We start from the raw sequence: 19,562 nt of genomic DNA, 5'->3' as shown, positions 1-19,562 counted from the left end.
ACCCTTGGCTGTAATCATGCGGCGTTTAGTAGTGCCGGGACGGATACAAAACATTGCAAAAACCGCGTGTACAGCCCGCGAAGCCCTGACGTATTTTCGGCCTCGACCCTCGCTCGAGAAGCGCCGGTTGTCTCACCCGATTGCCCGACAATAAAAATCCGGCCTGCACGTCAAGGTCGAACGGGAGCTGCCATGCACCAAGCGCCGAGCGACACGATTACCTGGGGCATGATGCTCCGCAAACTGCCGATGATTGCCAAAGCCATTCCACGGGTGGTGAAAGGCATGAAGGTGGCCAACGTCACGGATCCGACCCAAACCTGTGGCCTGGGCTGGACATTCGAGCAAGCGACCCTGCGCAATCCCGAGGGCCCCGCGCTGCTGTCGGGCGAGGTGGTGCTGAGTTATTCACAGGTCAACCAGTGGGCCAACCGCATCGCCCACTATCTGATCGGGCAGGGCATCGGCAAGGGCGATGTGGTGGCGGTGTTCATCGAGAACCGTCCGGAACTGCTGGTGACGATTCTGGCGCTGGCCAAAGTCGGCGCCGTCAGCGCGCTGCTCAATACCTCGCAGACCCGCGATACGCTGATCCACAGCATCAATCTGGTGACACCGGCGGCAATTGTCGTCGGTGAAGAATTGCTGCCGGCGTATGTGGCGGTGCGCGAGCAAGTGTCGATCCCGGCAACGCGCGTCTGGTTCGTCGCCGATCAGGATACCTTCAGCCATCCGGGCATCGCGCCCGAGGGCTATATCAACCTGATCAGCGCCAGCGCCGACGCCTCGGGCGACAACCCGGCCAGCAGCCGGCAGATTTTCTTCGACGACCCGTGCTTCTACATCTACACCTCCGGCACCACCGGTTTGCCCAAGGCCGGGGTGTTCAAGCACGGACGCTGGATGCGCAGTTCGGCGAGCTTCGGCATGATCGCCCTCGACATGCGCCCGGACGACATCGTCTATTGCACCTTGCCGCTGTACCACGCCACCGGGCTTTGCGTGTGCTGGGGTTCGGCGGTCAATGGCGCGTCGGGTTTCGCGATTCGCCGCAAGTTCAGCGCCCGGCAGTTCTGGAGCGATGTGCGTCGCTATCGCGCAACCACCATCGGTTACGTCGGCGAGTTGTGCCGGTATCTGGTGGATCAGCCGCTCAGTGCCGACGACAGTCGTCATGATGTGCGAAAGATGATCGGCAACGGCCTGCGGCCCGGTGCGTGGGCCGAGTTCAAGACCCGCTTCGGCGTGGATCACATCTGTGAGCTTTACGCCGCCAGCGACGGCAATATCGGCTTCACCAACATCCTCAATTTCGACAACACCATCGGTTTCTCGCTGATGGCCTGGGAACTCGTCGCCTACGACCAGGACAGCGGCGAGCCGATTCGCGGCGAAGACGGATTCATGCGCAAGGTCGGTCGGGGTGAGCGAGGCCTGCTGCTGGCGCGGATCGACGACAAGGCGCCGCTGGACGGCTACACCGATCCGCAGAAAACCGCCAAGGTTGTATTGCAGGACGTGTTCACCAAGGGCGACCGCTTCTTCAACACCGGCGATCTGCTGCGCAATATCGGTTTCGGCCACGCACAGTTTGTCGACCGCCTCGGCGACACCTATCGCTGGAAGGGCGAGAACGTCTCGACCACCGAGGTCGAAAATCTGCTGCTCCAGCATCCGCATATTTCCGAAGCGGTGGCCTATGGCGTGGAAATCCCCAACACCAATGGCCGCGCCGGGATGGCGGCGATCACCCCGGCCGAGTCCCTCGCGACCCTGGATTTCGCCGAGCTGCTGGCTTTCGCCCGCCAGCGCATGCCGGCCTACGCAGTGCCGCTGTTCTTGCGGGTCAAGGTGAAAATGGAGACCACCGGCACCTTCAAATACCAGAAAACCCGCCTGAAAAACGAAGGCTTCGACCCCGGCCAGACGGGGGATGACCCGATTTATGCCTGGCTGCCGGGGACCGAAACCTACGTGCAGGTTACGGATGAAATCCTTGCGGACATCCGGGCAGGCAAGTTCCGTTATTGATATTGGCTATCGGTGGTCTTGGAAAAAAGGGGATGACAGCTATCGCCGCGCTCGGGAAACTATCGGTTTTCCGATTGACCGAAAGTGGAGTTGCCCCATGTCCGACCAAAGCCGTCAGATGACCCCCGAAGAAGCTGCCGAATTCACCGAGCAGGTATTCAACAAGGCGCGCGAGGGCGATGCGGTGATGCTGGATCGCCTGATCACTGCCGGTCTGCCGGTGAACCTGACCAACAGCAAGGGCGACACCCTGCTGATGCTCGCCAGTTACTACGGGCATGTGGACGCGGTGCAAGTGCTGCTCAAGCACAAGGCCGATCCGGAACAACGCAACGGCAACGGCCAGAGCCCGATTGCCGGCGCGGCGTTCAAGGGTGATCTGGCCGTGGTCAAGGCATTGGTTGCCGGTGGCGCGCAGATCGAAGGCGCCTCGTTCGACGGCCGCACGGCGTTGATGATGGCGGCGATGTTCAACCGCGTTGAAATCGTCGACTTCCTGATCGACCAGGGCGCCGACCCGAAAGCCAAGGATGCCAACGGCATCACCGCGCTGGACGCGGCCCGCACCATGGGCGCTGTCGACACTACTGCGCAGCTGGAAAAACTGCTGGGCTGAAGCCGCTGGCCGGAACCCGCTCTGTGGCGAAGGCGAGAATGCGCTATCCTTCGCGCCCTCAAAATTCCCTTCGCCACAGGATCTGCCCCCATGAAAGCCGCACTCGCCGAACTCATCAGCAAAATCAGCTCCGGCTGCATGGGCGACGACGAGATTCAGAAGGTCGCTGACGAAGCGGCACAGGCCTACGCCGATGCCGACGCTTTTCTGACCGCCAACCCGGACATCAACTACGACGACACTTTCCCGATTCCGCTGGGCGAGTGGGTCGTGGTCGGCAGCCTGCCAGAGACCGTGCTGTTCCAGGCCGACACCTACGCCGACCTGTTCGCGCAGATCGTTGCCTCGTTCGGCCCGGGCGTCGAGTTCAACCTCAAGCCCAAGCAACTGGCCAAGACCGAGGCGCTGACCGCGCTCAACCGCATCCAGGTGCAGATGAGCAGCCTGAACAAGGAAAACGGCGGTTACACCCTGATGAACTTCAGCCAGTTGCTCGACGACGAGCTGCAAGTGGTGCTGGTCTACGGCAACGACGTGCCGCGCGTACTGGAACTGTGCGCCGAAGTCGGCATTGCCGCCGCGCCGTCGCTGGAAGCCCTGAAGATCGCCGTTCACGTCTGAGCGCAATAAAAGGGAACCCTGTGCGCGACCGTCTATCCTAAAAGTGCATGCCACTATTCTGGAGCGACACCATGGGTTCCACGTTCAACGGCCTGGTCGGCCTGATCATTCTTGCGCTCGACATCTGGGCGATCATCAATGTGCTGAAAAGCGGCGCCGAGACCGGGATGAAAATCCTCTGGGTGCTGCTGATCATCCTTCTGCCGGTGCTGGGCCTGATCATCTGGGCGATTGCCGGGCCGCGGGGCAATGTGCGGATCTAGTTTCACAACTGAACAGGCTCTTTCCTGTGGGAGCGAGCTTGCTCGCGAAGGCGATTTTTCATTCAGCAAATGTGTTGAGTCGGATGGCCTCTTCGCGAGCAAGCTCGCTCCCACATTTGCCTTTCTGCGGCTTCAAAATGTCGTCTGTCAGAGGAAGGTTCGACCTGTCATCTTCGGCAACGTAGAATGCGCGCCTTTCCCGGGCAATCGAACCTGACGATTGGCGCCCGCGCATTCATCGGAGCACTTCACCATGACCGTCACCAAGACCAGCGAATACCTGGAAACCCTCTACGAAGGCTACGGCCAGCGTTTTCGCATGGAAAAACTGCTGCACGAAGTGCGCACCGAACACCAGCACCTGGTGATTTTCCAGAACCCGCGCATGGGCCGGGTGATGGCGCTGGATGGCGTGATCCAGACCACCGAAGCCGATGAATTCATCTACCACGAAATGCTCACCCACGTGCCGATCCTCGCCCACGGCACCGCCAAGCGCGTGCTGATCATAGGCGGCGGCGACGGCGGCATGCTGCGCGAAGTGACCAAACACGCCAGCGTCGAGCACATCACCATGGTCGAGATCGACGGCACCGTGGTCGACATGTGCAAGGAATTCCTGCCGAACCACTCCAAGGGCGCCTACGACGATCCACGCCTGAACCTGGTGATCGACGACGGCATGCGCTTCGTCGCGACCACCACTGAAAAGTTCGACGTGATCATTTCCGACTCCACCGACCCGATCGGCCCGGGCGAAGTGCTGTTCTCGGAAAACTTCTACCAGGCCTGCCACCGCTGCCTGAACGAGGGCGGCATCCTCGTGACCCAGAACGGCACGCCGTTCATGCAGATCGACGAAGTGAAAACCACCGCGGGTCGCCTGCGCAGCCTGTTCCCGGACTGGCACTTCTATCAGGCGGCCGTACCGACCTACATCGGCGGTTCGATGACCTTCGCCTGGGGCTCGACCAACCCGGCCTACCGCAAGCTGAGCCGCGAAGTCCTGCAACAGCGCTTCATCGGCAGCGGCATCGTCACCCGCTACTACAACCCGGAAATCCATATCGGCGCCTTCGCCTTGCCGCAATACGTGCTGCAAGCGGTGAACAAGCCAAGCAACGACTGATCGTTCGCGGGTCAGAAAAAGCCGAGGCCGGTGTGCGAAAACACGCCGGCCTCGGCTTTTTTCATGTTGCATCGGTGTAAACCTTTTGAACGATCAATCCTGACAAAAGTCGAGATAGGTGTAAGCCCATTTGCGGGTTTGATCGAGGAGGCTCCGATGTCAAAGTGGAAAGTCACTTTCGTGGACGATCATGGTGAAACGATCGACGAAGTCTTCGAGTGCGAGGAATGCCCCAGCCATGAACGGGCAGCCCGCCTCATCAAGGAACGGTTGCTGCCAGTCGCCGCCGAGCTTGACCTGAACGATCTGGAAGGGCGCACCGCCGATGCCGGCGTGAAAAGCCTGAAAACCCAGAACAGCATCGAAATCCGCAGCATCACCCCAATCTGAATCTTCATTTTCTTCATGTACCAGGCCTTGGCAGCGGCTCTATCTTGGGGCTACTCTGCAAGCGAGATCAGCGAACGGATCGCTAAGGTCTGGTCTTGTCAGCTACATGCTTGTTTCCCGCCGGCAACGCGGTTGCCGTAAGCACCCGGGCCCGTTGGGCCAGTGCAGGGAATACGGAAAGTCTATCCATCTATGCGAGGGGGACGATTCATGAGCACAGCCTATCAAGAAGACATCAGCAGCAGCGTGCTGCGCCGCATGAAAGAAGGCGGTTTCGATTTTTCCCGATTCCATCCCATCGAGTTCTACGCCATTTTCCCGGACGAGGAGCGGGCGCGCAGGGCGGCAGGCAAATTTCGCGGTGAATCCATCAATGCCCAGGTCAGTGCGCGCGACGACGGCGCCTGGTCTCTGGAATTGAGCAAGGTGATGTACGCAACCTACGACGACATTGGCGATTTCGAGCAGGGCTTTTCGGCGGTGGTCGAGCCCTTGGGCGGCATCATCGAAGGCTGGGGCGTGAAACAGGAGATCCGCAACCGGCACCGTTTGAACTGATCACTCTCGCAACACGTCGAGCTACGGCTGACCTTCGGGTCGGCCGTTGTCGTTTCTGCCCCCCTGAACACCCCATGGCAAAACCCTGAAACAAGAAACCGGCGCAAAAAAAAGCCACCTGAAAAGGTGGCTGAAAGGGAAGACCGGAAGGAGAGGAAACCGCTCAGGGTTACGGCCGGGATGGCTGCCGAGGCAAGCCGGATCAGTGGGGCTGCGTACTTCGTCAGCGACGTTTTTGCAGCGGATGCGCGGATTATCCGCAGCCGGCACCGAGCAGTGAAATCAACTCTGACTATGCTGGTGATAGGCGACGGACTGCGTCGCAATGAAGCGGGGGCGATCAGGTTGGGGCATTTGCCGCACAGGAATGGTGCGGTGCGTGTGGCATGAATATCCAACCGATTGAAATCAAAGCGTTTATGCCGATGGCACGGGCCTTGCGAAGGCCTGTATGTCCGGGGTGACAAGGAGTACGGCATGATCCGCACCTATTTTGATGAAATGTACGATGCCGGCGGCCAGATCCGCCCGCATTACCGGGAGTTTGCCCGCTGGCTGGCCGAAACGCCTGACGAACTGCTGGCCCAGCGGCGGCGCGAGGCCGATCTGCTGTTCCATCGTGCCGGGATCACTTTCACGCTCTACGGGGACGAGCAAGGGACAGAACGCCTGATTCCCTTCGACACCATTCCGCGCAGCATTCCCGCCAGCGAGTGGCGGATCGTCGAGCGCGGCTGTATTCAGCGGGTCAAGGCGTTGAACATGTTCCTCGCCGACCTTTACCACGAGCAGCGCATCATCAAGGCCGGGATCATTCCCGCCGAACAGGTGCTGGCCAACGAGCAATATCAGTTGGCGATGCAGGGACTGGATCTGCACCGCGATATCTATTCGCACATCTCCGGCGTCGATCTGGTGCGCGACGGCGACGGCACGTATTACGTGCTCGAGGACAACCTGCGCACGCCGAGCGGCGTGAGCTACATGCTCGAAGACCGCAAGATGATGATGCGCCTGTTCCCCGAACTGTTCGCGGCCCAGCGCATCGCCCCGATCGACCATTACCCGAACCTGCTGCTCGACACCCTGAAAAGCTCAAGCCCGATCGACGACCCGAGTGTGGTGGTGCTGACACCGGGACGGTTCAACAGCGCGTTTTTCGAGCATGCGTTTCTCGCCCGGGAAATGGGCGTGGAGCTGGTTGAAGGCGCCGATCTGTTTGTGCGCGACGACAAGGTCTTCATGCGCACCACCGACGGCCCGAAAGCGGTGGACGTGATCTACCGCCGGCTCGACGACGCGTTCCTCGATCCGCTGGCCTTCCGCCCGGATTCGATGCTGGGCGTGCCGGGACTGTTGTCGTCGTATCGCTCCGGCAACGTGGTGCTGGCCAATGCCATCGGCACCGGAGTGGCGGACGACAAATCGGTGTATCCGTTCGTCACCGAGATGATCCGTTTCTACCTCGACGAAGAGCCGATCCTGAAGAACGTGCCGACCTGGCAATGCCGCAATCCGTCTGAACTTTCCCATGTCCTGGCCAATCTTCCGGATCTGGTGGTCAAGGAAACCCAGGGCTCCGGCGGTTACGGAATGCTCGTCGGGCCGGCGGCGACGACCGCGGAAATCGATGCGTTCCGCGAGCGGATCAAGGCCAAGCCCCACGCGTACATCGCGCAACCGACGCTGTCGCTGTCGACCTGTCCGACCTTTGTCGAAAACGGCATTGCGCCGCGCCATATCGACCTGCGCCCGTTCGTATTGTCCGGTCGCGAAACCCGGGTCGTGCCCGGCGGTTTGACCCGTGTCGCCCTGCGTGAAGGCTCTCTGGTGGTGAATTCATCCCAGGGCGGCGGAACCAAGGACACCTGGGTGGTCGAGGATTGAAGGAAGCCTGCCATGTTAAGTAGAACTGCCTCGGATCTGTACTGGATGTCGCGTTACCTGGAGCGGGCGGAAAACCTCGCACGGATGCTCGATGTCAGCTATTCGCTGTCGCTGATGCCGCAGGACGGCCGTGGCGACGGTCTGCACGAACTGGCGATGCCGCTGTTGATCACCGGCACGCTGGACGATTACCTGGAACGTCACGGCGAGTTGCATGCCGAGCGACTGCTGCACTTCTTCGCCCTCGACGCGGCCAACCCGGCAAGCATCTACAGCTGCCTAGGCGCGGCTCGGGCCAGCGCCCATGCGGTGCGAGGACGAATCACCGCTGACATGTGGGAGAACATCAACGCCACCTGGCTGGAGATTCGCGGGATCGCCAATCAGGGCCTCAGCCGCTATGGCATGAGTCGCTTCTGCGAGTGGATCAAGGAGCGTTCGCACCTGTTTCGGGGCGCGTCCTACGGCACCATCATGCGCAACGACGCGTTTCGTTTCATTCGCCTGGGTACGTTCATCGAGCGGGCGGACAACACCTTGCGCCTGCTCGATGCCCGCTACGAAATGGCCGGCGATCAGGCGGAAGCAGTCAGCGACGGCACCGCTCACGCCTATTACCAGTGGAGTGCGCTGTTGCGGGCGCTGTCATCGTTCGAGGCCTACACCGAGATCTATCGCGATGCGCCCGGCGCCCGGCATGTGGCCGAGCTGCTGCTATTGCGTGCCGACGTGCCGCGTTCGCTGCGGGCCTGCACCGAGGAGATTGACCAGATCCTCGCGCAATTGCCGGGGGCCAACGGTCGTCCTGCACAACGACTGGCGGCGGAAATGGACGCGCGTCTGCGCTACACCGGCATTCAAGAGATTCTCGAGGAAGGGCTGCACGCCTGGCTCACCGAATTCATCCCGCTGGTGCGCCAGCTGGGCAACGCCATTCACAGTTCCTATCTGGAGGCCGCATGAGACTTTCCATCAGCCACGAGACCACCTATCACTACGAAGATCAGGTGCGCGCGAGCATCCAGTACCTGCGCCTGACACCCCACGACAGCGAGCGTCAGCATGTGCTGAGCTGGCAGCTCGACCTGCCGCGCCCGGTGCGCGCCCAGCTCGATCCGTTCGGCAACATCCTGCATGTGCTGACCATGGACGAGCCCCACGAAGCGATCATCATCGGCGCCCGGGGGCAGGTCGATATCGACGAGTTGCGCGAAGCCGAGCACGAGAGTCAGTCGGCGCTGCCGTTCCTGCGTTTCACCCGGCTGACCGAGGCTGACGAGGCGCTGCGGGCGTTTGCCGAGAAGTCCTGCAAACAGCGCCGGGACCGCAATGCACTGATCGACCTGATGCATGGTTTGAACCAGCACATGACCTACAAACCGGGCGCCACCGAAGTCGATACCAGTGCCGCCGAGGCGTTTGCCGGGCGGGCGGGTGTTTGCCAGGATCATGCCCACGCGTTTCTGGCCTGCGCGCGCAGCCTCGGGGTGCCGTCGCGATATGTGTCGGGCTATCTGTACAGCGAGGATTGCGAGCATCTGGCCAGTCACGCCTGGGCCGAGGCCTGGATCGATGACGCGTGGTACAGCTTTGACGTGACCAATGAACTGGCGCGGCCGGAGCGGCACCTGAAACTGGCAGTGGGTCTGGATTACCTCGACGCCTGCCCAGTGAGGGGCATGCGCCGGGGCGGCGGCTCAGAGCAGATGCATGCGAAAGTGCTGGTGTCGCCCACACCAGCGCCAATCATTTCAGTGCAGCAGCAGTAAACGACGTAGTTGGCCTACTTGGCCGGCGCAACCTTGCGCCCGGCCATGTGCTGCAAATACCCCACCAGTTTCTGCAGATCCGCATCCGGCAATACCTCGGCGGAAAAACCCGGCATCTTCGCCTGAGGCCACTGGCGCAGACTCTGCGGATCGCGGATATAGCGCTTGAGGAAGTCCGCGCCGAAGTACTCGGTCGGGTTGTAGGGAATATTCAGGTCCGGACCGAACTGCGCATCGCCCGCGCCATTCAGGCGATGGCACGCCAGACAGTTCTTCTGGAACAGCGCAAAACCCTGATTCACCGGGTCATCGGCCTTCAACGCAGGATCCGGCAGCAGGGCAGGGAAGCGCTCGGCCACCGGCGCCATGCGCTTGATGCTCGCCACTTCGAACGGCCATTGTTCCGGGCTGATATTGCCGGCCTGCGGATCGGTCCACACCAGATAGAACGGCCCGGCGCTGTGCTTGCCTTCCGACAGCGGCGGCCAGGGCTGCGCCGGATCTTCGATGGCGAGCCAGGCGCGTGAACCCTTGTTGTTCAGTAGCGGTGCGGCGGACAGCTCGGCGGCAAAGCCGTCCAGCGCCACGGCTTGCAGGTGATCGTCCGGTTTGATGCCGGTCAGCAGCGCGGCCATCGGCACGGCGCGATAAGTCATGTCCTTCTTGTAGGACACGTCATTCTTGATCGTGAGGGTTTGTACCTGAGGATGCTTGAGCAACTCGTCGGTCTGCCAGGTGCGGCTGTTCGCGCCCAGCTCCAGGTTCAGCTGCGCGGCAGACAGGGGCATGCTCAGCAGCATGGCCCCGAACAGAATGAGCGTTTTCAAGTGATCGCCGTCCGTGTCGTGGAAGTGCGCAAAGGTTGGCACAGCCACGCTGGCCCGGGTAGCGGGCCAGTCACATTTTCAGTGGCGATAAACAATACCTGCCGCTTGAATCAGCCGATGACCTTGGTCAGGTTCGGCAGAATCAACAACAGCGTCGTGGCGAAAAGAATGAGCCCTGCTTGCCGTACTTTCGGTTGTTTGAACATGGCTTGACCGCCTTTTTTGTTATTTCCTGATGCCTGCCTGCATATCCATGACGGCAAGCGCTGCACTTCCTGTAGCGAACGCCTGTCTCGGCAAAACCCGACGACAACGACGTACATCTTCACCTTAGGGCCCGCGTCACGCTTGGCTTAGATCCATTTCGTATGTATTTGCTACCCGTCGCGATTAAAAAGGCATGAGGCCCATTGCCAGCTTCTTTGCCGCCCGTTTGCTAGACAGCTCGCGCACCTGAACCGGTTAATCAAGCCACGGATGACCGTCCGTCTGAGCGTGCGCGTCAACGTCATTGAGCGCTGTGGTCATTGAATCCATGGCCTGCGAAGACAACAGTGGCAGCACGAATTTCACTCACCGCACAGGTTCGAGGACGTCATGACCCAAGCTTTGATTTTCGACGCGTTACGCACGCCCCGTGGCAAGGGCAAGGCCGACGGTTCGCTGCACAGCGTCAAACCGGTGAACCTGGTGGCCGGGCTGCTGACCGCTTTGCAAGCGCGCACGGCGCTGGACACCAGTCAGGTCGATGACGTGGTGCTCGGTTGCGTCACGCCGATTGGCGATCAGGGCTCGGACATCGCCAAGACCGCCGTGCAAGTGGCCGATTGGGATGTCAGCGTCGCGGGCGTGCAGATCAACCGCTTCTGCGCCTCGGGGCTGGAAGCGGTGAACCTGGGGGCGATGAAAGTGCGCTCCGGGTTCGAGGATCTGGTGGTGGTGGGTGGCGTCGAATCCATGTCTCGTGTGCCGATGGGCAGCGACGGCGGCGCTTGGGCGCTGGATCCGCAAACCAATCTGCACAGCCACTTCACACCACAAGGCGTCGGCGCCGACCTGATCGCCACCCTTGAAGGCTTCAGCCGGCAGGACGTCGATGCCTACGCGCTGCACTCGCAGCAGAAAGCCGCACGTGCCCGGGCCGACGGTTCGTTCAACAAGTCGCTGGTGCCGGTGCAGGACCAGAACGGCATCATCCTGCTCGATCACGATGAGTTCATTCGCGCCGAGTCGACCCTTGAAGGTCTGGGCAAGCTCAAGCCGAGCTTCGAGATGATCGGCCAGATGGGCTTCGACGCCACGGCATTGCGGGTCTACAGCCATGTCGAGCGAATCAATCATGTGCACACGCCGGGCAACAGCTCGGGGATCGTCGACGGCGCGGCGCTGATGCTGATCGGCTCCGAAGCGAAGGGGCGCGCGTTGGGTCTGCAACCCCGGGCGCGGATTGTCGCCACGGCGGTCACCAGTACCGATCCGACCATCATGCTCACCGGCCCGGCGCCGGCCACTCGCAAGGCGCTGGCCAAGGCCGGGCTGCGGGTGGAAGACATTGACCTGTTTGAAGTCAACGAGGCATTCGCTTCGGTGGTGCTGAAATTCATCAAGGATATGGCCGTCGACCCGGACAAGGTCAACGTCAATGGCGGCTCGATCGCCATGGGCCACCCGCTGGGCGCCACCGGTTGCGCGATCCTCGGCACCTTGCTCGATGAACTGGAAGCCCGGCGCCTGCGCTACGGCCTCGCGACGCTGTGCGTCGGCGGCGGCATGGGCATCGCCACCATCATCGAACGCCTCTGACCCCAAGGAATTCTGTCATGACCCAAGCTATTCGTTACGAAAAAGGCCAGGACGGCATCGTCCTCCTGACCATCGACATGCCGGGCCAGAGCGCCAACACCATGAACGCGGTGTACCGCGAAGCCATGGCCGAAAGCGTCGCCCGTTTGCAGGCGGAAAAAGATGACATCGCCGGGGTGATCATTACCTCGGCCAAGAAAACCTTCTTCGCTGGCGGCGACCTTAATGAATTGATCAAGGTCGGCAAGCCCGAAGCCAAGGCGTTCTACGACATGGTGCTGACCCTCAAGGGCCAGTTGCGCACCCTGGAAACCCTCGGCAAACCGGTGGTCGCGGCGATCAACGGCGCGGCGCTCGGCGGCGGCTGGGAAATCTGCCTGGCCTGCCACCATCGCGTGGCGCTGGACGATGCGTCGGTGCAACTCGGTCTGCCGGAAGTGACACTCGGCCTGTTGCCGGGCGGCGGTGGCGTGGTGCGCATGGTGCGCATGCTGGGCATCGAAAAGGCTTTGCCGTACCTGCTTGAAGGCAAGAAAGTCCGTCCGCAGCAGGCGTTGCAGGCCGGATTGATCGATGAATTGGCGGCGGATCGCGATGAGCTGCTGGCCAAGGCCAGGGCCTGGATTCTGGCCAATCCTGCGGCCGTGCAGCGTTGGGATGTGAAGGGATATCAGATTCCCGGCGGCACGCCATCCAATCCGAAAGTCGCGCAGATGCTGGCGATTGCGCCGTCGATCCTGCGCACCAAAACCCAGGGCACGTTGCCGGCACCGGAGAAGATTCTGTGTGCGGCGGTGGAAGGCGCGCAGGTGGATTTCGACACGGCGCACCTGATCGAAACCCGCTACTTCACCGAACTGACCACCGGCCAGATCTCGAAAAACCTGATCGGTACGTTCTGGTTCCAGCTCAATGAAATCAATGCCGGCGGTTCGCGGCCGCAGGGTTTTGCGCCTTATGTGACGAAACGCGTGGGCGTACTCGGCGCAGGCATGATGGGCGCCGGGATCGCCTATGTCAGCGCATCGGCCGGGATCGACGTGGTGCTCAAGGACATCAACCTTGCGGCTGCGGAAAAGGGCAAGGCGCATTCGGCAGCACTGTTGGACAGGAAAGTTGCTCGCGGGCAAATGTCTGTGCAGCAGCGTGAAACGGTTCTGGCGCGGATTCATCCGACCGAAAGCGACTCCGATCTGGCGGGTTGCGATCTGATCATCGAGGCGGTGTTCGAGGATCGTGATCTCAAGGCCAAGGTCTCGGCAGCCGCGCAACAGGTGGTCGGGGCTGACGCGGTGATTGCTTCCAACACTTCGACCTTGCCCATCACTGGCTTGGCGACCGCAGTACCGGATCAAAGCAAGTTCATCGGCCTGCACTTCTTCAGCCCGGTGGAAAAAATGCCGCTGGTGGAAATCATCAAGGGCGCGCAAACCAGCGACGAAACCCTCGCACGCGGGTTCGATTTCGTACTGCAAATCAAGAAAACTCCGATCGTGGTCAACGACAGTCGCGGCTTCTTCACGTCGCGAGTATTCGGCACCTTTACCAATGAAGGCATTGCGATGCTGGGTGAGGGCGTCAGTGCGCCGATGATCGAGACCGAAGCGCGCAAGGCCGGCATGCCTGTCGGACCGCTGGCGATCTCTGACGAAGTTTCCCTCAGCCTGATGAGCCATATCCGTCAGCAAACGGCCAAAGACCTTCAAGCAGAAGGGAAACCGCTGATTGAGCACCCGGCGTTCGCCGTGATTGACTTGCTGCTCAACGAATACAAGCGGCCGGGCAAGGCCGCGGGAGGCGGTTTTTATGAGTACCCGGCGGGTGGGCAGAAACATCTGTGGCCCGAACTGAAAACCTGTTTCGAGAAAGCCGACGGGCAGATTTCGCCGAAGGATGTACGTGATCGACTGTTGTTCGTGCAGGCCATCGAAACCGTGCGTTGTGTGGAGGAGGGCGTGCTGACGTCGACGGCGGACGCCAACGTCGGCTCGATCTTCGGCATCGGTTTTGCGGCATGGACGGGCGGTGCGCTGCAGTTCATCAACCAATATGGCGTGAAGGATTTTGTCGCCCGGGCGCAGTACTTGGCGGAGCAGTACGGTGAGCGTTTCGCACCGCCTGCGCTGCTGCTGGAAAAAGCTGCCAAGGGCGAGTCGTTCTAACGGGGTGGGGACGCATTTCGGGGCTTGCCTTGCCGGGTGGTTTCAAGGCAGGCTCTGGGGTGTGCATTATTCCCATCACGTGTCAGGTATTTTTTATGTCGCTACGCATCTGCATTCTGGAAACCGACATCCTGCGTCCGGAACTGGTCGATGAATATCAGGGTTACGGGCAGATGTTCCAGCGCCTGTTCTCGCAACAGCCGATCGCCGCCGAGTTCACGGTGTACAACGTGATGCAGGGCGACTATCCGAGTGATGACCTGACCTTTGATGCGTACCTGGTCACCGGCAGCAAGGCCGATTCGTTCGGTACCGACCCGTGGATCCAGACCCTCAAGCAATACCTGCTGAACCGCTATGAGCGCGGCGACAAACTGCTCGGCGTGTGCTTCGGCCATCAGTTGCTGGCGCTGCTGCTGGGCGGCAAGAGCGAGCGCGCCACGCAAGGCTGGGGTGTCGGCATCCACAACTACAAACTGGCGGCCAAGGCACCGTGGATGAGCCCGGTGCGCGAGGAGCTGACGTTGTTGATCAGCCACCAGGATCAGGTGACGGCGTTGCCGGAAAACGCGACGGTGATTGCATCGAGCGATTTCTGCCCGTTCGCCGCGTACCACATCAACGATCAGGTGTTGTGCTTCCAGGGGCATCCGGAATTCATTCACGACTACTCGCGGGCGCTGCTGGATCTGCGTCAGGAAGCGCTGGGCGAGCAGGTGTACAGCAAGGGCGTGGCCAGCCTGGAACATCAGCACCACGGCACCACCGTGGCGGAATGGATGATGCGTTTCGTGGCGCACAAGCCGACCGCTGCTTGAATCCAGACGCCCCCGTGTTTTACACGGGGGCGTTTTTTCTTATAGCCAGCCGGATTTCTTGAAGCTCGCCCACAGGCTCACGCAGCCGACCGTGATAAAGCCCAGCACGCCGAAATAGCCGTAGTGCCAGCTCAGCTCCGGCATGTTCTGGAAGTTCATCCCGTAAATCCCCGCTACCGCCGTCGGGAACGCCAGAATCGCCGCCCATGCCGCGAATTTGCGCTGCACCACGCTTTGCCGTGACGCCTCCAGCAACACGCCGATTTCGATGGTCTGGCTGGCGATGTCGGCCAGGGTGGTCAGATCTTCCATCTGCCGGTTCACGTGAATCTGCACGTCGCGAAAGTACGGGCGCATGTTCTTGTCGATGAAGGGGAAGCTCAGCTTCTGCAGTTCCTCGCTGATTTCCACCATCGGCGCGGCGTAACGGCGCAGGCGCAGGACGTCGCGACGCAGGCCGTGCAGCTTCTGGATGTCGTGTTCATTCAATGCGCTGCACAACACGTTGCGTTCCAGTTCATCGATCTCGGCGTGGATCGCTTCGCCCACCGGCTGATAGTTTTCGATCACGAAATCCAGCAGCGCATACAGTACGAAATCTTCCCCGTGCTCCAACAACAGTGGCCGCGCCTCACAGCGTTGGCGGACGTGGGCGTAGGACGCCGAGTGGCCATTGCGGGCAGTGATGATGTAGCCCTTGCCGGCGAAGATGTGGGTTTCGATGAACTGCAGAATCCCGTGTTCGCGCACCGGCGAGTAGGTGACGATGAACAGCGCGTCGCCAAAGGTTTCCAGCTTCGGCCGGCTGTGCTTTTCCAGGGCGTCTTCGATGGCCAGTTCGTGCAGGTTGAACTGGCGTTGCAGGTTGGACAGTTCCTGGGCGCTCGGCTCTTCGAGGCCGATCCAGACGAAGTGGCCGGTCTTGGCGGCCCAGGCCGCGCCTTCGTCGAGGGAAATATTGGTGACTTTCTTACCGGCGCTGTAAACCGCAGCAGCAACAACTCGACCCATGGTGGTGATTCACTTCTTCTTGGCAGATGGCAGGGGAGACATGGCTTCAGCTTAGCCGTGTCGCTGCTTGAGAGTCAGTGAAATCTGCACAGTTCACCGGGCAAAAGAAAACCCGCACAGGGCGGGCTTCTTTTTCACGCGGCTTGCAGTTGCCGATCCATCGCATCGATGCATTCGCGCATCTGCTCGCGGCATTGGTTGATGAGCATGGGCATGTCGTCCATGGTCAGGCCGGCGGTAGGAATTGCCGGCAGCGAGCGTATGAGAATTTTCCCGCTGTGCCAGCGATTCAGGCGCATGTGCTTGATGTAGCTGCTGACACACACCGGAACGATCGGCACCCCGGCGGCAATGGCCATCTGGAACGCGCCTTTCTTGAACGGCAGCAATTCTTCACCCAGGTTGCGGGTGCCTTCCGGGAACACCCAGATCGAGGTGTCTTTGTGCTGCAAGGTGTCGGTGGTGGTCAGCATCGACTGGCGCGCCTTGTGCGCGTTCCCACGATCGATTAACACATTGCCCGCCAGCCAGAACAGCTGCCCGAACAGCGGCACCCACTTCAGGCTCTTTTTGCCGATGCACACAGTCCGGCGCGGCACCACGTTGCCGAACACGAACAGGTCGTAGTTGGACTGATGGTTGGCGATGATCACGCAGCTGTCGGGTTTGTTCATCAACGGGCCGACATCGGCTTTCACTCGCAGACGCAAAATGCACATGGCCGGCAGTGCATAGAGGCGGGCGCACAGGCGACTGTTGTCCGGATTGAACGGGCGGCACAGGCCGAGGATCACTCCGAGGATCCCCGCCAGAATAAAGTGCAGGCCCATCAATAACATACGAAACACAAACAGCATTTTCAGGCCCATCGGGACAAAAGGTGGCGCAGTGTACGGATGTGCACTGTTTTCGGCAATTGCCGCTATAGAGTCCGGAGATGGGCGATGTTTAAGCGCATGTTTCCGATTTGTTGGTCAGAGGCGTCCTAGAGCTGCTGCGGAGTTTTCAACGGGGCGTGCGAGAAAAAGCCCGACACGACGGTCGGGCTTTTCTGAAGCGGTGCGAGCCGGCTATCAGCCCAGATGCTCCTGATCCTGGATGATGGCGTTGTCCAGGGTTTCCAGCAGCGCCTTGCGCACTTTCAGCTTGGTGTTTTTGTGTGCGGTCATGTTGATCTTCTTCAACTGACGCGCGGCGGCAAGGGCGGCGCCTTGCAGTTCTTCGGCCGCAACCACTTTATCGAGGAAGCCGGCATCCACTGCGCTTTGCGGATCAAACATCTCGCCGTTGATCACCGAGCGATGGAAGGCCGAACGACGCAGACGATCACGAGCCAGCTCGATGCCGGCGTGGTGCATGGTCATGCCGATCTGCACTTCGTTCAGACCAATGCTGAACGGGCCGTCGACACCGATCCGGTAATCGGCGGACAACAGAATGAATGCGCCTTTGGCTACGGCATGCCCCGGGCAAGCAACAATCACCGGGAACGGGTGCGACAACAGGCGGCGGGCCAGGGTCGAGCCGGCGGTCACCAGCGACACGGCTTCTTTAGGGCCGGCAGTCATCACTTTCAGGTCGTAGCCGCCAGAGAGAATGCCCGGCTGACCGGTGATGATCACAATGGCACGATCCGCCACCGCCTGATCCAGCGCCGCGTTGAAGGCCGCGATCACGTCCGGGGAAATGGCGTTGACCTTGCCGTTGCTCAGGGTCAGGGTCGCGATACCGTCTTCGAGGTGGTAGGCAATCAGGTCGCTCATGGCGCAATTCCTTATAAGAAAGATGGGCAGACGTTACCCACCGTCGCCGGTCAGGTAAAGCACTGTGACTGACCCGCCAGTCACCGTTTACCGGCCGATGCGCTGCAACACGCCCCGCGCCTGACGCCTGCGCACCTATATAGAAGGGCCGCGCCCACCCAAGATTGGCCGGATTGCCATGGCCCCTAGAAGGTGGAAGCGACTTTTTCTCTTAACCGCATGAAAATTCTGAAAAAAAGTTTGCCATCAGAAAAGCTTTCGACTACATTAGCGCGCCTCGACAGACAGAACATGTTTGAAGAGATACGGTGAAGTGTCCGAGTGGCTTAAGGAGCACGCCTGGAAAGTGTGTATACAGGAAACTGTATCGAGAGTTCGAATCTCTCCTTCACCGCCAAATTCGATGTAAACAAAACCCCTGGTTTCGAAAGAAGCCAGGGGTTTTGTGCATTCTGGCGTCCGGATTTTTTTGGTCACAGAGATCGGTTCGGCTTCCTTTTGTCAGGGCATTACAATCGCGGTTTTATCCGGCATGTAAAAGGACGACCTCCATGATCATCTCCACCACCCATTCCATCGAAGGCCGGCAGATTACGGCGTATCTGGACATCGTCAGTGCCGAGTCGGTGCAGGGCGTGAATGTGATTCGCGATATGTTCGCGGGCATGCGGGACTTTTTTGGCGGGCGTTCGCAGACGCTGGAGCGGGCGTTGAAGGAGGCGCGTGTTCAGGCGACTGACGAGATCAAGGAGCGCGCGCGGGCCTTGCAGGCGGATGCGGTGGTCGGGGTGGATTTCGAGATCAGCATGCCGGCAGGGAAGGGTGGCATGGTTGTGGTGTTTGCGACCGGTACGGCGGTCAAGTTGCGCTGACGCTTGTTGAAAGCCCATTCAACGGAATGGGCTTCTTGCTGACAATCAGCCCTGCGGTTTGAGCAGGATGGTGCCTTTCGAGTCGTAGGTCAGTGGGGTGTCGATCGCCACGATAGGCGGGGTATCGCCTGGTTGAACTGGCTGAACCGGGTCTGGATGGTAGATGACGCCAGGTTGCAACGGACTCGGTCCGGTCGGCTGCTTGATGACGATTTCACCCGAAGCGATCTTTTCCTTGAGTTTCTCCGCCCCGGCTTTGCCGGCAGCGATCTGTTCGTCCGTGAGCTTTACAACAGGCATCGTTGGGAATCCTTTGATTTCCATGTTCTCTCCTTGAGATTCATTGCGTAGGAAAAAGGGCAGCGGCCGGTCGCCGGGAATCTTTAGCCGCGTGAGACCAACGGTTCGTCATTGTGTTTAATTTCCGTGGGCCATTCGTCGGGCTCCGGGTGATCTGAACCACAAGTCCAGGAATGACCGGCTAGTCTAAAAAGCCTTGGAGGTCGATATTTTTTCAGGCAAAAGGGTTTGCCGGTGTCGGCCCGCATTTGAAAAGGGGTGAAGAGATGACTGATCCGTACATCGAAGACGACGGGGCTGAATTTCCATTCAACAATTGCGTGCGCTGTGGCCAGACGGAGTATCAGGCCGGCTTCGGCGAGGACCCGGTGCAGACCGGCAAGATCAAGTCGGCAGCACCCAAGGGGCCTAAAGAAAAATTTCTGCCCAAAGTGACGACACGTTCCAGGAAGTAATCCGGATGCCACACAGCCCCGCCATCGAGCGGGGTTTTTTGTTTCTATTTTTTGAGAAGCGTCCTACAGAAATTGCAGATTCGTCCGGTTTCTTTCACAAACTTTTCACACCCAGCTAAGTAGGGTGAAGCCATCCGTTAGAAAGCAAGTCTCCAGCCCGTCTCCCCAGCGGGCTTTTTTTTGCCCGTTGTCTCGTCCTGAATAAGGTTTACACCTTCTGGCTTCTTTTCAGGAGTGTGCAATGGATTCGGGCGCAAAACGCAGTCAACGCGATTACACGCTGACTT

The 19,562-nt window shown here is 60.2% G+C and carries 20 protein-coding genes and 1 tRNA gene; 16 read left to right on the top strand and 5 right to left on the bottom strand.

Features of this window, described 5'->3' with window-relative positions; all coding sequences use genetic code 11:
- The first annotated feature begins 192 nt into the window (after positions 1-192).
- The 10 genes from CAF90_RS24720 (at position 193) to CAF90_RS24670 (ending at position 9,264) form a co-directional block, all read left to right on the top strand.
- Entirely contained in the window at positions 193-2,031 is a 1,839-nt protein-coding gene (locus CAF90_RS24720; protein WP_085608800.1) for a long-chain-acyl-CoA synthetase, read from the top strand.
- A 97-nt stretch (positions 2,032-2,128) separates the two neighbouring features.
- Positions 2,129-2,647 (top strand): ankyrin repeat domain-containing protein, encoded by a 519-nt coding sequence (locus CAF90_RS24715; RefSeq protein ID WP_085608799.1) that lies wholly within the window; start codon positions 2,129-2,131, stop codon positions 2,645-2,647.
- A gap of 90 nt (positions 2,648-2,737) precedes the next feature.
- Entirely contained in the window at positions 2,738-3,268 is a 531-nt protein-coding gene (locus tag CAF90_RS24710) for a hypothetical protein (protein ID WP_085608798.1), read from the top strand.
- 71 nt (positions 3,269-3,339) lie between these two features.
- Positions 3,340-3,531, top strand: coding sequence for a PLDc N-terminal domain-containing protein (locus CAF90_RS24705; protein WP_007959984.1), 192 nt, complete (start codon positions 3,340-3,342; stop codon positions 3,529-3,531).
- A 253-nt stretch (positions 3,532-3,784) separates the two neighbouring features.
- Positions 3,785-4,660, top strand: a complete 876-nt coding sequence (speE, locus tag CAF90_RS24700) for a polyamine aminopropyltransferase (protein WP_085608797.1) — start codon at positions 3,785-3,787, stop codon at positions 4,658-4,660.
- A 156-nt stretch (positions 4,661-4,816) separates the two neighbouring features.
- Positions 4,817-5,050, top strand: coding sequence for a hypothetical protein (locus CAF90_RS24695; protein WP_007959980.1), 234 nt, complete (start codon positions 4,817-4,819; stop codon positions 5,048-5,050).
- 210 nt (positions 5,051-5,260) lie between these two features.
- On the top strand, positions 5,261-5,608 hold the full coding sequence (locus tag CAF90_RS24690; protein WP_007959978.1) for a ribonuclease E inhibitor RraB: 348 nt from the start codon (positions 5,261-5,263) through the stop codon (positions 5,606-5,608).
- A 477-nt stretch (positions 5,609-6,085) separates the two neighbouring features.
- Positions 6,086-7,495 carry a circularly permuted type 2 ATP-grasp protein gene (locus tag CAF90_RS24680; RefSeq protein ID WP_039769936.1) on the top strand — a complete coding sequence of 470 codons (1,410 nt, stop codon included), beginning with the start codon at positions 6,086-6,088 and terminating at the stop codon, positions 7,493-7,495.
- A 12-nt stretch (positions 7,496-7,507) separates the two neighbouring features.
- Positions 7,508-8,458 carry an alpha-E domain-containing protein gene (locus CAF90_RS24675; RefSeq protein ID WP_007959974.1) on the top strand — a complete coding sequence of 317 codons (951 nt, stop codon included), beginning with the start codon at positions 7,508-7,510 and terminating at the stop codon, positions 8,456-8,458.
- A complete protein-coding gene (locus CAF90_RS24670) occupies positions 8,455-9,264 on the top strand; it encodes a transglutaminase family protein (RefSeq protein WP_007959971.1) in 810 nt (269 codons plus the stop codon). Before CAF90_RS24675 ends, CAF90_RS24670 begins: the two co-directional genes overlap by 4 nt.
- 14 nt (positions 9,265-9,278) lie before the next feature.
- On the opposite strand, the gene CAF90_RS24665 is transcribed toward CAF90_RS24670, so the two are convergent.
- A complete protein-coding gene (locus CAF90_RS24665) occupies positions 9,279-10,064 on the bottom strand; it encodes a cytochrome c (protein WP_085608858.1) in 786 nt (261 codons plus the stop codon).
- A 624-nt stretch (positions 10,065-10,688) separates the two neighbouring features.
- Here CAF90_RS24665 and CAF90_RS24660 point away from each other — a divergent pair.
- The 3 genes from CAF90_RS24660 (at position 10,689) to CAF90_RS24650 (ending at position 14,874) form a co-directional block, all read left to right on the top strand.
- Entirely contained in the window at positions 10,689-11,894 is a 1,206-nt protein-coding gene (locus CAF90_RS24660) for an acetyl-CoA C-acetyltransferase (RefSeq protein ID WP_039769940.1), read from the top strand.
- A 17-nt stretch (positions 11,895-11,911) separates the two neighbouring features.
- Positions 11,912-14,056, top strand: a complete 2,145-nt coding sequence (locus tag CAF90_RS24655; RefSeq protein WP_085608795.1) for a 3-hydroxyacyl-CoA dehydrogenase NAD-binding domain-containing protein — start codon at positions 11,912-11,914, stop codon at positions 14,054-14,056.
- A 95-nt stretch (positions 14,057-14,151) separates the two neighbouring features.
- A complete protein-coding gene (locus CAF90_RS24650) occupies positions 14,152-14,874 on the top strand; it encodes an amidotransferase (RefSeq protein WP_085608794.1) in 723 nt (240 codons plus the stop codon).
- 39 nt (positions 14,875-14,913) lie between these two features.
- Here CAF90_RS24650 and CAF90_RS24645 read toward each other — a convergent pair whose 3' ends face one another.
- The 3 genes from CAF90_RS24645 to CAF90_RS24635 all read right to left on the bottom strand — a co-directional run bounded on the left by CAF90_RS24645 (position 14,914) and on the right by CAF90_RS24635 (position 17,648).
- Positions 14,914-15,885 (bottom strand): magnesium and cobalt transport protein CorA, encoded by a 972-nt coding sequence (locus CAF90_RS24645; RefSeq protein WP_085608793.1) that lies wholly within the window; start codon positions 15,883-15,885, stop codon positions 14,914-14,916.
- 134 nt (positions 15,886-16,019) lie between these two features.
- Positions 16,020-16,742: a 1-acylglycerol-3-phosphate O-acyltransferase gene (locus CAF90_RS24640; RefSeq protein ID WP_045121916.1), complete on the bottom strand. Its 723-nt coding sequence runs from the start codon at positions 16,740-16,742 to the stop codon at positions 16,020-16,022.
- 216 nt (positions 16,743-16,958) lie between these two features.
- The gene (locus tag CAF90_RS24635) at positions 16,959-17,648 is read right to left on the bottom strand and encodes a crotonase/enoyl-CoA hydratase family protein (RefSeq protein WP_011333225.1); all 690 of its coding nucleotides are present in this window, start codon (positions 17,646-17,648) and stop codon (positions 16,959-16,961) included.
- A 307-nt stretch (positions 17,649-17,955) separates the two neighbouring features.
- Here CAF90_RS24635 and CAF90_RS24630 point away from each other — a divergent pair.
- Together CAF90_RS24630 and CAF90_RS24625 are read left to right on the top strand one after the other, a co-directional pair.
- Positions 17,956-18,045 (top strand) — tRNA-Ser (locus CAF90_RS24630).
- 154 nt (positions 18,046-18,199) lie between these two features.
- Positions 18,200-18,520: a YbjQ family protein gene (locus CAF90_RS24625; RefSeq protein WP_007959944.1), complete on the top strand. Its 321-nt coding sequence runs from the start codon at positions 18,200-18,202 to the stop codon at positions 18,518-18,520.
- Positions 18,521-18,565: 45 nt separating this feature from the next.
- On the opposite strand, the gene CAF90_RS24620 is transcribed toward CAF90_RS24625, so the two are convergent.
- Positions 18,566-18,844, bottom strand: a complete 279-nt coding sequence (locus CAF90_RS24620; RefSeq protein WP_085608792.1) for a hypothetical protein — start codon at positions 18,842-18,844, stop codon at positions 18,566-18,568.
- Positions 18,845-19,086: 242 nt separating this feature from the next.
- Here CAF90_RS24620 and CAF90_RS24615 point away from each other — a divergent pair, with 242 nt between their 5' ends.
- Complete coding sequence (locus tag CAF90_RS24615; protein WP_085608791.1) at positions 19,087-19,275, top strand: hypothetical protein; 189 nt, start codon at positions 19,087-19,089, stop codon at positions 19,273-19,275.
- Positions 19,276-19,562 lie beyond the last annotated feature (287 nt).

It is taken from the genome of Pseudomonas sp. B37(2017) (assembly GCF_002112885.1).
GTDB lineage: Bacteria > Pseudomonadota > Gammaproteobacteria > Pseudomonadales > Pseudomonadaceae > Aquipseudomonas > Aquipseudomonas paraglycinae.
Note: the sequence above shows the minus strand (reverse complement) of the source record. Positions and strands in the feature narration are given on the sequence as shown.

Coding starts and splice junctions, on each gene's coding strand:
- speE (WP_085608797.1), top strand. CDS start 3,785: ATGACCGTCACCAAGACCAGCGAATACCTGGAAACCCTCTACGAAGGC.
- CAF90_RS24680 (WP_039769936.1), top strand. CDS start 6,086: ATGATCCGCACCTATTTTGATGAAATGTACGATGCCGGCGGCCAGATC.
- CAF90_RS24670 (WP_007959971.1), top strand. CDS start 8,455: ATGAGACTTTCCATCAGCCACGAGACCACCTATCACTACGAAGATCAG.
- CAF90_RS24645 (WP_085608793.1), bottom strand. CDS start 15,885: ATGGGTCGAGTTGTTGCTGCTGCGGTTTACAGCGCCGGTAAGAAAGTC.
- CAF90_RS24620 (WP_085608792.1), bottom strand. CDS start 18,844: ATGGAAATCAAAGGATTCCCAACGATGCCTGTTGTAAAGCTCACGGAC.
- CAF90_RS24660 (WP_039769940.1), top strand. CDS start 10,689: ATGACCCAAGCTTTGATTTTCGACGCGTTACGCACGCCCCGTGGCAAG.
- CAF90_RS24710 (WP_085608798.1), top strand. CDS start 2,738: ATGAAAGCCGCACTCGCCGAACTCATCAGCAAAATCAGCTCCGGCTGC.
- CAF90_RS24655 (WP_085608795.1), top strand. CDS start 11,912: ATGACCCAAGCTATTCGTTACGAAAAAGGCCAGGACGGCATCGTCCTC.
- CAF90_RS24625 (WP_007959944.1), top strand. CDS start 18,200: ATGATCATCTCCACCACCCATTCCATCGAAGGCCGGCAGATTACGGCG.
- CAF90_RS24715 (WP_085608799.1), top strand. CDS start 2,129: ATGTCCGACCAAAGCCGTCAGATGACCCCCGAAGAAGCTGCCGAATTC.
- CAF90_RS24650 (WP_085608794.1), top strand. CDS start 14,152: ATGTCGCTACGCATCTGCATTCTGGAAACCGACATCCTGCGTCCGGAA.
- CAF90_RS24665 (WP_085608858.1), bottom strand. CDS start 10,064: ATGCTGCTGAGCATGCCCCTGTCTGCCGCGCAGCTGAACCTGGAGCTG.
- CAF90_RS24640 (WP_045121916.1), bottom strand. CDS start 16,742: ATGCTGTTTGTGTTTCGTATGTTATTGATGGGCCTGCACTTTATTCTG.
- CAF90_RS24705 (WP_007959984.1), top strand. CDS start 3,340: ATGGGTTCCACGTTCAACGGCCTGGTCGGCCTGATCATTCTTGCGCTC.
- CAF90_RS24675 (WP_007959974.1), top strand. CDS start 7,508: ATGTTAAGTAGAACTGCCTCGGATCTGTACTGGATGTCGCGTTACCTG.
- CAF90_RS24695 (WP_007959980.1), top strand. CDS start 4,817: ATGTCAAAGTGGAAAGTCACTTTCGTGGACGATCATGGTGAAACGATC.
- CAF90_RS24615 (WP_085608791.1), top strand. CDS start 19,087: ATGACTGATCCGTACATCGAAGACGACGGGGCTGAATTTCCATTCAAC.
- CAF90_RS24635 (WP_011333225.1), bottom strand. CDS start 17,648: ATGAGCGACCTGATTGCCTACCACCTCGAAGACGGTATCGCGACCCTG.
- CAF90_RS24720 (WP_085608800.1), top strand. CDS start 193: ATGCACCAAGCGCCGAGCGACACGATTACCTGGGGCATGATGCTCCGC.
- CAF90_RS24690 (WP_007959978.1), top strand. CDS start 5,261: ATGAGCACAGCCTATCAAGAAGACATCAGCAGCAGCGTGCTGCGCCGC.